The following is a 12,777-nucleotide window of genomic DNA, read 5'->3' on the forward strand; positions in this document are numbered from 1 at the left end:
ACGCTATAAAGCATTAAAATGGAAAATTTTTTCGAGAGTCCCTTTAAGGGCAAAATAATAAAGGATCACATTAAGAACCCGAATATAATTGCGGGTAAATATTCCTACTATTCCGGTTACTACCACGGTCATTCTTTTGATGATTGCGCTAGATATCTCATGCCCGACCAAAATGATATAGACAAGCTCATTATCGGTTCATTTTGTTCTATAGGCAGCGGTGCCAGCTTCATTATGGCCGGAAACCAAGGACACAGGCACGATTGGATATCAACGTTCCCATTCTTTTACATGTCTGAAGTGGAACATTTTAAGAACGCAATCGACGGATTCGCAAGATCAGGAGATACTGTTATAGGAAATGATGTGTGGATTGGAACCGAAGCCATGATTATGCCCGGTATTACGATTGGAGATGGCTCCGTAATTGGCAGTAGAGCCTTGGTAACCCGGAACGTTGCGCCTTATGATATCGTCGGGGAAATCCGGCAAAACGGATTAAGCGACGATTTTCAGAGGATCATATTGATAAGCTCACAGAAATGCAGTGGTGGAATTGGGATGAAGCTTTGTTGAGAAACGCGATGCCATTGCTTTGTAATAGCAACATTGATGCCCTATATGATTTTTTTAAGCATTCCTAAAATGTGGGAGAGATTCAGTAGTTCTATTACAAGCCCGCAACGAAATAGGAACATAATCCAAATTTAGGTCTTCCCAATAAGATATCCGGCAGCACATTGATATGGCTGTTGATGCTGGCTCACCTGAAATGATACTCAGCATATTTTCTTTACAGCACTGATGCACATAAACGCGGGAAATTCGTTCAGCTCCCTGTAATGCTTGGGATCAAGTTTTTCAAATTCACTGACCGGCTTGGGCTCCACCAGTTCACGGAGATAAAACCCATTGGCGGTAAAGGGCGTGATACATTCCTGTAGCGGTCTCCTGAAACTGTTCATCTCGATCTTTTGCCAAAACCGCTCCACGTTGCCTTTACGTGCTCCACGGCAAAATATTGTTTCGAGGTGAAATAGGTATACTCAAAAAAGGATGCTCAATTGAAATGACGACCACTCCATCTGGCTTTAGTACGCGATGGAACTCCCTAATGGTATTATTCCAGTCTTCTACATAATGCATCGCAAGTGCGCAGAGGACCACGTCGCAAGAGCTGCTTTCTATCATCTCCATTGGTTGGGCAAGGTCATGGACAAAGAACTGTCCGTTGCTGCCATTCCTTTCCCTTGCCAGCTGTACCATTTTGGGACTGAGATCGAAGCCGATCACCCCTGCTCCCTTACCGATCAGTATCTCTGCATACTTGCCCGGACCGCAGGCCGCATCAAGGACAACTTTGCCCACCACCTCCGGCAGCAACCGCAAGGTATTGGGACGGTCATAATACGCATTGTGCGGCTTATGATCGATAAGCTCGTTATATTTTTCGGCCATCGCCTCATAGGCGGCCAGTATATCTTCTTTAACCATACTGCCGGCTAAGTTACAAAATCGCTTTTTACCTTGACCGGGGGTATAGAGATCCGTTTTCGTATAGGCGCTGGTTTTGGTATATTTGGACGAGCGTTATTTATTGCGGGCGGCAATCTATCCGAATAGTTCGGCTCGCTTATTTGATATTTGTCCTTAAAAAGCATATAATTAATTGGTTATCATTTTTAATTCCTGCATCGGGAAATATCCCCTAAAAAAACACGAATGGAAAAAGCAATAAAACCGGATAATATCGCCAGTCACAACCCATTTGCCCAGACCTACTTTCATGGAACGAAGGCGGACTTAAAAACCGGGGACCTGATATCTCCGGGGTTTCAATGCAATTATGCGGACCGGAAACTCAGTCACGTTTACGTTGCTGCGACGTTGACTGCGGCTATCTGGGGCGCTGAACTTGCGCTTGGCGAAGGATGTCAAAGGATTTACCTGGTCGAGGCGACTGGTGAGGTGGAGGACGACCCGAACGTAACCGATAAAAAGTTTCCCGGAAACCCTACGATGTCTTACCGCTCAGTACATCCTTTCAGGGTAATCGGCGAGGTCACAGTATGGACGCCGCATTCGCCGGAGCAGGTTAAGGCGATGAAGGATGGTCTGAAGAAACTTTCAGAACAGGGAGTAAACGTAATTATCGATTGATGGATATTCTGTCGACCTAGTGGATGACCAGGCGGCTGAAAAGCGGATAGGAACTGTTTATGTCCCCAGCAATCATTATTTCATACAGATGGAAATACAAAGGCTGGAGTCTTCCCCAGCCTTTATAATTTATCGGTTCACTACAGGAAACTGCGATATCCGCAAATTTGTACACCCATAAGGCACCAGTTCAATTTCCTCCTCCTGCGCCGCCGATTCAAAGCGGTAGGTGATGCTGAAAGGCAATGGCCCTGCCATCTCATTATATAACTGCCAGGACGGAATTCTCCGCGCCCTGGTTTTAATCACTACAGGTGCATTCTCCAGGTTCCAGGGATACACAGCCTTCGCAGTTTTCTTTTCGAAACGATATTGCTCCTCCATTTTTTCACGCGGCGTTTGTATCAGCCCGTAATTCCATGGGGTTGTCGGACGAATTTCATAAAACTCTTCGCCGCCGTAATTGGATGGATAACCGGGATTCTTCACCAGTTTTTTATCCTCTCCTATCTTTAATGCATATACAAGCGGGCCGCGTTCTACCGACATCGAATTTTCCAGCCACGTGTTGCGATAAATGTGCATAGGAAGCCTCAATTCGACCACATCGCCATCTTTCCACTCCCGTTTGATATTAACCACCTGGTCGCCTTCCGAAGTGGACCATGGCTGGCCATTAATTTTTATGGTTGCATTTTTACACCATGCGGGTATGCGCAAATGTAGCGGGAACAATATGCTACCCCCTTTTTTATTCGTGTTGAAAACGAAACGCACATCTTCATTAAAAGGATAATTCGTTTCCTCTTTAAAGCTTACGGGCTTGCCGCTAATTGTCGTATTTACTTCACTGGCACCATATACGAGCGCCGCGAGACCACCGTCTGCGGTAGCATACCAGAGATTTTGAACAAACTTCGGCCAGCCCTGGTGCATATTCGCGGTACAGCACGGGAAGCCGGTTAACAACCCGTAGCAAACGTCCGTACCATCGTGATTGGTTTCGAAGTTCCGCATCTTATGTGTAGCCATTACCTGGTTCGCCTGCTGGAAATACTGGCGCGTCATAAAATCGTCCGAAGCCTGCGCCGGTAAAGCATTAAAGGCAATCTTCTCGAGGTGATCCGCGAACGCAACCTGGCCGGTGATTTCAAGCATGCTCTCCAGGGAGAACATCATTTCCACCGCGGAACAAAATTCTGAGCCCTGCGTGGGATTGTTGCCGTGCAGGGTTTCATCGCCCCCGTAAAGGCCGTGTGCCATACCGTTGAACTTACGGAGATCGGCAAAACCGGTTTTAATAGCCTCCGGTATTGCGGCTCGGGATGGCGTTGATAGTAGATCATCGGCTCTTTAAAGCCCTGCGCAAGGTTTACACAGTGAATACTGCCTTGCGTGGCGAGCAGTTTCCGATCGAGGAAAGCAGTAGTATAATCAAAGGTCTGCTTATGTAGCAGGTCGCCAAGTTCCAGCAGGAATTCATCACCGGTAATGTTGTACAACCAGTAAACTAGCATGAGATTGTCGCCGCCCCGGTACTTCGCCCAGAACGTCCAGTTGTCAAGGGGTTTACCGGGCAGTTCTTTAAGTTGATAACGGAAGTAGTTGGTCATTAGTTTGATAACGCGCTGATCCCCCGTGGCGGAGTAATATTGTTTCAGCACTTTCAGCATCACCATCTTAGGCCACCAGTCGCGACTATTATCGCGCTGCACGCCGGGCTCAGGACCATAATCTTTCGAAGGACCAAAATAACCATCGGCCTGCTGACTATTGATCGTCCACTCGACCCAGGGCTTTGTTTTAGCAATGAGTTCCTTGTCGCCCAGGATGTAAGCCAGTGGCAGCAAACCATCGAGCCAGTAAGGCCCACGCTCCCACTGATCACCGTCGCCACCCAGCCATCCGTTGCGATTGCCCATCACAGCGGGGTATAAGCGATCGAGCTGACCGGTGGCCCCGGTCTTCTGGCGTACCAACATTTCCTTTAGCCAACCGCTGGGTTTAATGGCGCCCAGGGGCAGCTCGCGGTAAGGATTCTGCCGCAGCGGTGCGCGATGTTCCGTAGGAAGACGATCACCATTCTTTTTTCCTGTGCCATTACCGGCAGTACGCCGGCCAGACAAACGGCGACCAACATGCTCTTTAATCTCATAATCTCTAATTTAATAAACTCATATTAAAAAGTATACGGGGCTTCCGCAAGAGTGCGGACCCCGTATACCTAAAAAAACAAAAACAGCGATCCGTATCTATTTTAATTTCGGGTTGGCGTTCACCGCTACCTGCGGTATCATAAACACGGACCTGTCGGCCCCCTGCGGCTTGTGCGACAACCAGCTTTTGGTGGTAAACACGCCAAAACGGATGTTGTCCCTGCGGCGTTGTGCTTCCCAGGCAAATTCCCATCCCAGCTCGTCCATAAAACCACCGTAATGTACCACCTCGGTATTGCCAGCGTCCACCATCATGTAGTTTTCTATGTAACCATACTGGTAGCGCGTGTTGCCGGTGAGTGTTGCCGGGCTAACCGTGGCTGCTGCCGGGTCTGCAAAGTTGCGGCGGCGCACGTTCGATACGATAGTAGCTGCTCCGTCTGCATCACCGGTACGCATCATACATTCAGCTTTCATCATCAGCACCTGTGCATAGCGAAAGAAAGGAAAATCATTACTCAGATCGAAACGGGCGCCGATCTTTATTTCAAACTTATTCATGCGATAGCCCTGTGCTTCACCGGTGAACAGACCGTCCGGCAGGTCTTTCGTGAATACCAGGTTTTGTCCGGCGAGATCATAAGAGCCTTTCAGCGGCGTGACACCATCGAGCGCAAACTGCTGCCCCATCAGCCAGGTATCGGCCAGGCGCTTATCATTGGTGCTATACGTGTTGATAAATTGCGGCACGCCCATCGCGGAACCGGAACCCCACGGCGTTATCTGCATCGCGCGTTTGTCGCGGAGCGCGGCATGCCATGAAAACATATCGACGAAAAAGCCGCCGCCCCGGTTTTCATCGAAAGGAATGGCAAACACGATTTCCGGCGAGTTCTCATTCTGCGTTTTGAACACATCGCGATAATTCCCTTCCAAGCTATACTTTCCGCTACCGATGATGTCGTTGCATTGTGTTATGCACTCAGCCCACTTATCCTCGCCTGCATATACTTTTGCATTGAGGTAAACGTTTGCCAGCAGGGCCTTTGCAGCCCATTTGTTAAAGCGGCCATGCATTGCAGTGCCCGTCATTTCGTTCAGGCCAGGTATCACTTCCGTTATTTCGGTAACGATAAAATTGTAGATGTCTTTCCGCAAAGCTTTATCCGGCAATGCGGTGCCGGTGGTCGTTACAAGCGGGGCGTCGCCAAAATTATCGCAGATCAGCCAGTAGAAAAAGCACGGGCGGCCCTCATTTCCGCAACCAGCGCTTCCTTTGTCACGCCGGCGGGCGGAGGTATTTTACCCGATTCCAGTTGAGAGATAACGCGGTTCGAGTTGGTAACGCCGCGGTACAAAACGTTCCACATGTTCAGCAGCTGCGGGTTTTCCGAATTCCAGGTATGCAGGTGCAGCCGTTTAAAAATGCCGCCATCGTCCCAACCGGAAGGGTTGGCGGGCATCACCAGTTCGTCGGAAGTCGTTTCCTGCACCATGTAAAAATTAGTATGGCCGAAAAGACTGCGCATATTAGCATACACGATGCCCATTGCCGCCAGTGCGTTGTCGTAAGTATAGTTTTGCTCCGTCACGTCGGAATACACGATCTCATCCAGATTGCTGTTGCAGGCCCCCAATACCGTCGGAACAAAGGCCAGTGCCAGGATATATTTCTTCATGCGTTTCATGATCAATGTCGGTTAAAAGGTGAAAGATGCGCCAAGCGTGTAAGTAGTGGTGGCAGGATAGCGGGTCCTGTCATCGAAGCCCGGCGTTAACCCGGTTACTCCCACTTCAGGATCAATGCCAGAATACTTCGTAATCGTGGCCAGGTTGGAGCCCGATACATATACCCGTAATCCCCTTACTGCTACATTTTTTAGTTTGATGTTATACCCTACCGTCACGTTGTCTATTTTCCAGTAGTCGCCATCTTCAATGTAATAACTAAGGTAATTCAACGACTGATCGTCCGCCAGGGCACGTTTTCCGTATACTTTATCGTAGGCGGAAGTAAGCAGGTTGCCGCGTGTGAGCATAACCGGCGCAGCATAAAACATACGCGGCGTATTCAGTATCTGGAAGCCGAAAGCCCCGCGCATCGTCACATTCAGATCGAAATTCTTGTAACTAACAGTGTTATTGAAGTTGAGGTAATGCTTCGGCAAACCGTTGCCAATGATCTTCTTATCATCAGCCTGCTGCTGTGCAATTGGTTTTGCGTTGCCATCTTTCCCTTCTATTACCCAATAACCATTTTCATCGATATCGATGGATTTAAATCCCCAGAAATTGCCGATCGGCTGCCCGATCTGGATGCGCGAAACCGCCTGTTGTATAGGCTCTTCTGTTGTACCCGCATCAAAATAACCCGCTGCCAGCTGAAAGTTTTTATCGGAGAGTGAGCAGCAGTTATTTTTATTGGTTGAATAGTTGACAGATGTATTCCATTTAAAATCCTTATGATCTATCGCCGCTACGTTTACCTGGAATTCTATTCCTTTATTCTCCATAGATGCCGCATTGGCGCGGATCGTGTTGTAGAGATAAGGCGGCGTTGGCACGGAATAATCAAGCAACAGATCGCGGGTAGTACGTTTGTACAAATCGATCGAACCCGTTACGCGATTGTTCCACAGGCCATAGTCAAGGCCAATGTTGGCTTCTTCCTTCTTCTCCCAGCGCAGATCCGGGTTGGCATTCGTAGATGGATTGATGGCCTGCACCCATTGTCCGTTTACAAGAATGTAGGTATCGAAATTCAGGCGGTTCAGCGACATATACGGATCGTTGGGCTCTGTACCCGTAATACCATAACCACCACGCAGCTTTAATGCACTAATACCCTTCACACCATCCATAAAGCCTTCGTTCCGGATGTTCCACCCGGCAGATACAGCGGGGAAGTTGCCGTACTTATTGTTCACGCCAAACTTCGAAGAACCTTCGCGGCGGATGCTCGCCATCAACAAATATTTATTCTGAAAGCTATAGTTCAGGCGAAAGAAATAGCCAATCAACTTATTACTACTTTGATAAGAATTCTGGGGCGCCTCGCCGCGCGCCAGGGCTAAGCCAGCACCAATGTTGTTGTAGGAGAAATCATCCGTGGGAAAGTCCCAGTTCTGCATCCAGTAATCCTGGTAGTTGGTCTGCCGCCAGCTGTAGCCGCCCAACACCGTTAAGTCATGTTCCTTAAAACTGCGCTGGTAGTTGGCCGTAAGCTCCAGCAGATCTTCCTGTGAACGTGTGGTACCACGGGAAGCGTAACCATTGCGGCCGTCGCGGAGAGTGGAGTAATGTTTTTGCTTTCATAATACCCGCGAACGCTGTTGTCGAGGTTGCGCGAGCCCAGCAGCATAATATCCAGCCCCTTTATCGGGGAGTAAGTGAGGGTGCCGATCGTGCGAAAATTGGTGTTCTCGTTTTTACCGTTTGTTTCCATCAGCAATGAAACCGGGTTTGCGTAGGCAGTTTTATCCGTATGCTCTGTCCAGTTGCCATTTTCATCTTTAACAGGATCGGTTGGATTATAAGTAAGCCCGTTGCGATACACATCGCCGCGGTACGCGCCGCCGTCGGAGCCAGAGAAATAGGTTTGCTGGTAGCCGCTCAGGTTGGCATTGAGGCGGAGTTTACCATTAAACATGCGATGATTGACTTCAATGCGGGGATAAAGAATTTTATTGTCCGACCGCAACACCAGTCCCTCCATACTACGATAATTGAGGTTGGCGATATAACTGGTATTTTTGATCCGCCGCGCAGGCTAACGTTGTATACCTGCGAAATGGGCGTACGGGTAATTTCATCCAGCCAGTTGGTGGTGGCGCCGTAATCGTATGCCCCTGGCTTGCCCTGCGCTACCAGTTGGCGGTACTGCGCGGCATTCATAAAATCTAGTTTACGCGTAATACGCTGCGCGGTTACATACGTATTCACATCGATGGTGGCGGGCATTTCCCCACTTACTTTCCGCGTGGTAATGAGTATGACGCCATTGGTGCCACGGGTGCCATAAATAGCGGCGGCAGAACCGTCTTTTAATACGTCTACCGATTCAATGTCCTCCGGCGCTACCGTGGTCAGCGTGCCCGGTACGCCGTCGATCAGCACCAGCGGTGAAGTTCCGGAGGTAATCGTTGTGATGCCCCGCAGGTTAATCTGCGCAGTGGAGGTGGGGTTAGCGTCTGGTGTGATGACATTGAGGCCGGCCACTTTACCGCGCACCAGCTGCGCAGCATCCTGTACGGCGCCCTTCACAAAATTTTCGGACTTCACACTTGCGATGGCGGTGGTTACCCGTTCTCTTTTCTGCGTACCGTAACCTACCACCACCACTGCATTAAGCGAAGTTTCAGTTGCAAGCAGTTTTACGTTTACAGTAGTGCGGCCGCCCACAGAAACTTCCTGCGCGGTAAATCCAATATAACTGAATACCAGTGTAGACGATTCAACCGGCACGGTAATACTGTATTTCCCGGTGGCGTCTGTTACCACCCCGGTATTTTGGCCTTTCACTTTTACGCCCACACCCGGCAATGGCGTACCCGACTCGTCGGTTACCGTTCCGGATATTTTTGCCTGCTGTAAAGGAGCGCCGGCAACTGTTGCGTAATCCCTCCCCACGGCTGTTGCGGGAATGGAAAAGATGGCCAGTGGCAGAAAGGTGGCGCCCACCATTCGTACCCAACTGGCCTGAAGAAGAAAGCTTCTTTTCATAACGGTCAGCTATTTTATAAATAAAAGGATGTTACGCATGGCATAACATGCGTGAATGCGGTATTGCTATTTTGGTTGTCTGCAACACGCTTCGCGGGCCCGGAGAAGCGAAATCAAAATAACACGATTAAAAAATGCCGGGCTTAACACTCCGTATCATAATTCTTTCAATTTGTATCAACCCCGCATTTTGCCCCTCTTTTAGTTATTTTTGAAGAGATGAGATATGGCCTTATAGTATTACTGGCACTGTGTTTCGCTGCCACAGGCAATTGCCAGCCTGTGTATTTCCGGCATTACCAGGTGGAAGACGGGTTGCCGAACAATACGGTGTTCTCCGTTTTCCAGGACAGCCGCGGCTTCATGTGGTTTGGCACCAAGGAAGGTTTGTGCCGGTTTGATGGCAGCGCATTCCGGGCTTTTAATATGCCTAAAGGCGACCGGGAGTTTGTATACTGCGTGGCAGAAGGTATTCATCATACTTTATGGACAGGCACAAGAAAAGGCCTGTATGAGTTTGATCCACGCACGGAAACGTTTACCGCCCGCGCAGCAGCCCAGCAGGGCGAAGTACTCGACGTGATCGCCGGCCGGCAGGGAAAAGTGTGGTTCACCGCTAACCTGAAACTGCATTGTTACGATGAACGCAGTCAAACTACAAGGGGTTACCAGTCAAACATATCGGCCATTGGCCAGGGACAAGACAGCAGCATATGGGCAAGTTCAATTAATGGATATTTGTTCCGGTACAATGCGGCGAGCGACAGTTTTCACTGTGTAAACCGCGGTCAGCCTGCACTCGCAGGTACCGTTAACCGGATTTACTGTACACCTTCCGGGGGCGTACTGGTTGGTACCATCAGGGGCTTTTCCTTTTTGATCCGGCTACCGGCGATTATCGGCCGCTATTGGGCCAGCCGCTACAGGAGAAATCGGTGTACGTGCGAGACATCCTGCACTACAGTGCCAACGAATACTGGATCGCGAGCGAATCGGGCATTCATAGCATCAACCTGGAAAATGGAACAATAAAAGCCCTTCAACAAAAGGATTCGGACCCTTACTCGCTTTCGGACAATGCGGCTTACACGCTGTTCCGTGACCGGGAAGGTGGCATCTGGTGCGGCACTTACTTTGGCGGGGTAAATTATTATCACGACCGGCACAGCTACTTCCGGAAATACTTTCGCGACGACAGCCAGTATAGTTTAAGCGGCAAAGCCGTCCGCGAAATATGTGCAGATAACAGCGGCAACCTGTGGATCGGCACCGAAGACGCCGGCCTGAACAAACTTGATCCCCGCACCGGGAAGGTTAGCCGTTATGCTTTCCCCGCCGTTGTATCGTCCACTAATATCCACGCATTGCTGGCCGATGGAAATGAGTTATGGGTCGGCACCTTTCAACAGGGCCTGGATGTACTGGACCTTCGCACGGGCAAACGCCTGCGGCACTACAATGCCGATCCGCAGCGAAACGGCCTGCCATCTAATTTTATCATATCTGCCTGCAAAACGAAAAAGGGAGAAGTATTACTGGGCACCAGTCAGGGAGTGTACCGCTACCACCGGGCCAGCCAACGCTTTGAGCCGGCGCCGGGCTTTCCGGAGCACATATACGTTTTCAGCTTGTACGAAGACAGGGCTGGCTGTGTTTGGGCAGGAACCATCGGAAATGGGCTGTATTACCATCAACCCGGAACAGGTGTAAAAGGAAACATGCGCTACGACCCGAACAACAGCAATGGCATCAGCAGCAATAGTATTTGTGGCATATTCGAAGACAGCCGGCGCCAACTCTGGATATCCACCGAGGGGGCGGACTTTGCAGACTGGACAGCAGCAGACGACAACTGAGTCGATATAATACTACCGTTGGTTTGCCCAGCGATATGATTTACAAAGTACTTGAAGACAGTTCAAAAAGACTATGGATCAGCACTTCGCGCGGACTTGCCCTGCACGATCCTGCTACCGGTGACTGGAAGGTATACACCAAATCACATGGCCTGCTCACCGACCAGTTTAACTATAATTCCGGGTACTGCGACAACAGCGGCGTTCTATACTTTGGCAGTGTAAAGGGATTGGTCAGCTTCCGGCCCGATGCGATGTTGCCGGAGAACAGCAATCCGCCCGTATATATTACCAGCTTCCAGGTAAACAACCGGGAACTGGCGGCCAACAGCGAAAAGCTGCGGCATTCCATCACTTTTTCGGACACCGTTTATCTCAACTACGACCAATCTTCGTTTGCGATCGGGTTTGCCGCGCTTACTTATATTTCGGCCGACATGACGCAATATGCTTACCGGCTCGACGGACTTGACAAGAACTGGAATTACCTGCCTGCCAACCGCAAAGTATATTTCACCGATCTGTCTCCAGGCGATTACCTCTTCCGGGTAAAAGCAGCCAACAGCGCGGAAACACGTTTACTTGTGCGCATTATGCCGCCGTGGTGGCGCAGCCTGCCTGCTTACCTTACCTACGCCGTATTTACAATACTGCTAATCTATGCGTTGATACACGCTTATCATCACAGGCAACGAATACGTCATCAACGCAAGCTGGCCATTTTTGAACAACAAAAAGAGAAAGAGATTTACAAAGCCAAGATTGAATTTTTCACAAACGTGGCGCATGAAATCCGCACGCCGCTTACATTAATCAAAGGTCCGCTCGAAATGGTCATAGATGAAGTGGGGGAAAATCCGGCCGTTAAAAAAGCCTGCAGAATATAGAACGCAATACCGAACGGTTGGTGGCGCTTACGGGGCAACTGCTGGACTTCCGGAAAACCGAGCACCAGGACTTCAGTTTGAGTTTTGTAGAAGCGGATGTAACGCATCTCGTTCAGGAAAACTACCGGCGTTTTCGGCAACAGCGCAACAAAAACTGCTTTCTTTTAATATTGATTTACCGGATGAGCGCTTCAAGGCTTTTGTCGATGTGGAAGCGTTTCATAAAATCATCAGCAATTTAATAAGCAATGCACTGAAATACGCAGCCACCCGGGCGGTGATAACGGTAGAGCTACCGGATGAACAGGGTAAATTCCGTATTAAAGTGGCTAACGATGGTCCGCTGATCCCCTGGCAGCTGCGGAAAAAATATTTGAACCATTTTTCCGTATACAGGCGATGGAACAACCCGGATCGGGTATTGGTCTGCCGCTTGCACGCGCGCTGGCACAGCTTCACAGTGGTACGCTCCGGCTTTGCGAAACAGAGGGGCAGATGAACACTTTTGAACTGGTGCTGCCCGTCCACCAGCAAATTGAATTCAAATTTAGCTCTGCACAGGAGCAATCAATATAATTCCACGATGAAACCAACTATACTCCTGGTCGACGATAACAAAGAAATCCTTGAATTCATTGAAGAAATTCTTGGAGAAGAATACCATTTGATGAAAAGCCAGCATGGTAACCAGGCGCTGGATATACTGGCTTCCACATCGGTGCAACTTATTATTAGTGATGTGATGATGCCCGTCATGGACGGTTTCGAGTTCTGCCGGCGCATCAAATCAAATCTCGAACATTGCCACATTCCGGTGATCCTGCTTACAGCCAAAAACACACTTGTTTCGAGGATTGAAGGGCTGGAACTGGGCGCAGACGCCTATATCGAAAAACCCTTCTCGCCCAGGCACCTGAAAGCGCAGGTGGCCAACCTGATCACCAACCGGGAATGCTGCGGGAATATTTTGTCAACTCGCCGCTGATTCACATTAAA

The 12,777-nt window shown here is 49.4% G+C and carries 14 protein-coding genes and 2 pseudogenes; 7 read left to right on the forward strand and 9 right to left on the reverse strand.

All coding sequences use genetic code 11. From position 1 onward, the window contains the following. The first annotated feature begins 18 nt into the window (after nt 1–18). Nucleotides 19–644 (forward strand): annotated as a pseudogene (gene catB, locus MKQ70_RS22250) (type B chloramphenicol O-acetyltransferase). Between the two features lie 135 nt (nt 645–779). Here catB and MKQ70_RS22255 read toward each other — a convergent pair. Beyond that, nucleotides 780–992 carry a hypothetical protein gene (locus MKQ70_RS22255; protein WP_248074455.1) on the reverse strand — a complete coding sequence of 71 codons (213 nt, stop codon included), beginning with the start codon at nt 990–992 and terminating at the stop codon, nt 780–782. Nucleotides 993–999: 7 nt separating this feature from the next. Next, nucleotides 1,000–1,494: a class I SAM-dependent methyltransferase gene (locus tag MKQ70_RS22260; protein WP_248074456.1), complete on the reverse strand. Its 495-nt coding sequence runs from the start codon at nt 1,492–1,494 to the stop codon at nt 1,000–1,002. A 228-nt stretch (nt 1,495–1,722) separates the two neighbouring features. Between MKQ70_RS22260 and arr the strand changes: the two genes are divergently transcribed. Next, a complete protein-coding gene (arr, locus tag MKQ70_RS22265; RefSeq protein ID WP_248074457.1) occupies nt 1,723–2,160 on the forward strand; it encodes an NAD(+)--rifampin ADP-ribosyltransferase in 438 nt (145 codons plus the stop codon). Nucleotides 2,161–2,289: 129 nt separating this feature from the next. Here the strand turns inward: arr and MKQ70_RS22270 are convergent, their stop codons facing one another. The 7 genes from MKQ70_RS22270 to MKQ70_RS22300 all read right to left on the reverse strand — a co-directional run bounded on the left by MKQ70_RS22270 (nt 2,290) and on the right by MKQ70_RS22300 (nt 9,038). Continuing rightward, entirely contained in the window at nt 2,290–3,423 is a 1,134-nt protein-coding gene (locus tag MKQ70_RS22270; protein WP_248074458.1) for a beta-L-arabinofuranosidase domain-containing protein, read from the reverse strand. After that, a complete protein-coding gene (locus MKQ70_RS22275) occupies nt 3,336–4,286 on the reverse strand; it encodes a beta-L-arabinofuranosidase domain-containing protein (protein ID WP_248074459.1) in 951 nt (316 codons plus the stop codon). The genes MKQ70_RS22270 and MKQ70_RS22275 overlap by 88 nt, the downstream gene beginning before the upstream one ends. Before the next feature lie 126 nt (nt 4,287–4,412). Further along, the gene (locus MKQ70_RS22280; protein ID WP_248074460.1) at nt 4,413–5,474 is read right to left on the reverse strand and encodes a RagB/SusD family nutrient uptake outer membrane protein; all 1,062 of its coding nucleotides are present in this window, start codon (nt 5,472–5,474) and stop codon (nt 4,413–4,415) included. A 65-nt stretch (nt 5,475–5,539) separates the two neighbouring features. Further along, nucleotides 5,540–6,004, reverse strand: a complete 465-nt coding sequence (locus MKQ70_RS22285) for a hypothetical protein (RefSeq protein WP_248074461.1) — start codon at nt 6,002–6,004, stop codon at nt 5,540–5,542. Nucleotides 6,005–6,016: 12 nt separating this feature from the next. Continuing rightward, a complete protein-coding gene (locus MKQ70_RS22290; RefSeq protein ID WP_308199518.1) occupies nt 6,017–7,549 on the reverse strand; it encodes a TonB-dependent receptor domain-containing protein in 1,533 nt (510 codons plus the stop codon). Beyond that, nucleotides 7,498–7,965 (reverse strand): hypothetical protein, encoded by a 468-nt coding sequence (locus MKQ70_RS22295; protein WP_248074462.1) that lies wholly within the window; start codon nt 7,963–7,965, stop codon nt 7,498–7,500. Before MKQ70_RS22295 ends, MKQ70_RS22290 begins: the two co-directional genes overlap by 52 nt. Continuing rightward, the gene (locus tag MKQ70_RS22300) at nt 7,929–9,038 is read right to left on the reverse strand and encodes a carboxypeptidase-like regulatory domain-containing protein (RefSeq protein WP_248074463.1); all 1,110 of its coding nucleotides are present in this window, start codon (nt 9,036–9,038) and stop codon (nt 7,929–7,931) included. Before MKQ70_RS22300 ends, MKQ70_RS22295 begins: the two co-directional genes overlap by 37 nt. 219 nt (nt 9,039–9,257) lie before the next feature. On the opposite strand from MKQ70_RS22300, the gene MKQ70_RS22305 reads away from it, so the two are divergent. From MKQ70_RS22305 to MKQ70_RS22325, 5 genes and pseudogenes are all read left to right on the forward strand, one after another. Beyond that, nucleotides 9,258–10,070 carry a ligand-binding sensor domain-containing protein gene (locus MKQ70_RS22305; protein WP_248074464.1) on the forward strand — a complete coding sequence of 271 codons (813 nt, stop codon included), beginning with the start codon at nt 9,258–9,260 and terminating at the stop codon, nt 10,068–10,070. Next, nucleotides 9,980–10,894: a ligand-binding sensor domain-containing protein gene (locus MKQ70_RS22310; protein ID WP_248074465.1), complete on the forward strand. Its 915-nt coding sequence runs from the start codon at nt 9,980–9,982 to the stop codon at nt 10,892–10,894. The genes MKQ70_RS22305 and MKQ70_RS22310 overlap by 91 nt, the downstream gene beginning before the upstream one ends. A gap of 23 nt (nt 10,895–10,917) precedes the next feature. Beyond that, nucleotides 10,918–11,781, forward strand: coding sequence for a triple tyrosine motif-containing protein (locus tag MKQ70_RS22315; RefSeq protein WP_248074466.1), 864 nt, complete (start codon nt 10,918–10,920; stop codon nt 11,779–11,781). Next, nucleotides 11,735–12,357 (forward strand): annotated as a pseudogene (locus MKQ70_RS22320) (sensor histidine kinase). Before MKQ70_RS22315 ends, MKQ70_RS22320 begins: the two are co-directional and overlap by 47 nt. Before the next feature lie 7 nt (nt 12,358–12,364). After that, a complete protein-coding gene (locus MKQ70_RS22325; protein ID WP_248074468.1) occupies nt 12,365–12,766 on the forward strand; it encodes a response regulator transcription factor in 402 nt (133 codons plus the stop codon). The last annotated feature ends 11 nt before the right edge of the window (nt 12,767–12,777 follow it).

It is taken from the genome of Chitinophaga sedimenti (assembly GCF_023156195.1).
GTDB classification, from domain to species: domain Bacteria; phylum Bacteroidota; class Bacteroidia; order Chitinophagales; family Chitinophagaceae; genus Chitinophaga; species Chitinophaga sedimenti.

What these genes read in the sequence shown, in the direction of transcription:
- MKQ70_RS22305 (WP_248074464.1), top strand. Translation starts at nt 9,258, where the DNA reads ATGAGATATGGCCTTATAGTATTACTGGCACTGTGTTTCGCTGCCACA.
- MKQ70_RS22300 (WP_248074463.1), bottom strand. Translation starts at nt 9,038, where the DNA reads ATGAAAAGAAGCTTTCTTCTTCAGGCCAGTTGGGTACGAATGGTGGGC.
- arr (WP_248074457.1), top strand. Translation starts at nt 1,723, where the DNA reads ATGGAAAAAGCAATAAAACCGGATAATATCGCCAGTCACAACCCATTT.
- MKQ70_RS22295 (WP_248074462.1), bottom strand. Translation starts at nt 7,965, where the DNA reads ATGTTTAATGGTAAACTCCGCCTCAATGCCAACCTGAGCGGCTACCAG.
- MKQ70_RS22260 (WP_248074456.1), bottom strand. Translation starts at nt 1,494, where the DNA reads ATGGTTAAAGAAGATATACTGGCCGCCTATGAGGCGATGGCCGAAAAA.
- MKQ70_RS22270 (WP_248074458.1), bottom strand. Translation starts at nt 3,423, where the DNA reads ATGGCACACGGCCTTTACGGGGGCGATGAAACCCTGCACGGCAACAAT.
- MKQ70_RS22325 (WP_248074468.1), top strand. Translation starts at nt 12,365, where the DNA reads ATGAAACCAACTATACTCCTGGTCGACGATAACAAAGAAATCCTTGAA.
- MKQ70_RS22285 (WP_248074461.1), bottom strand. Translation starts at nt 6,004, where the DNA reads ATGAAACGCATGAAGAAATATATCCTGGCACTGGCCTTTGTTCCGACG.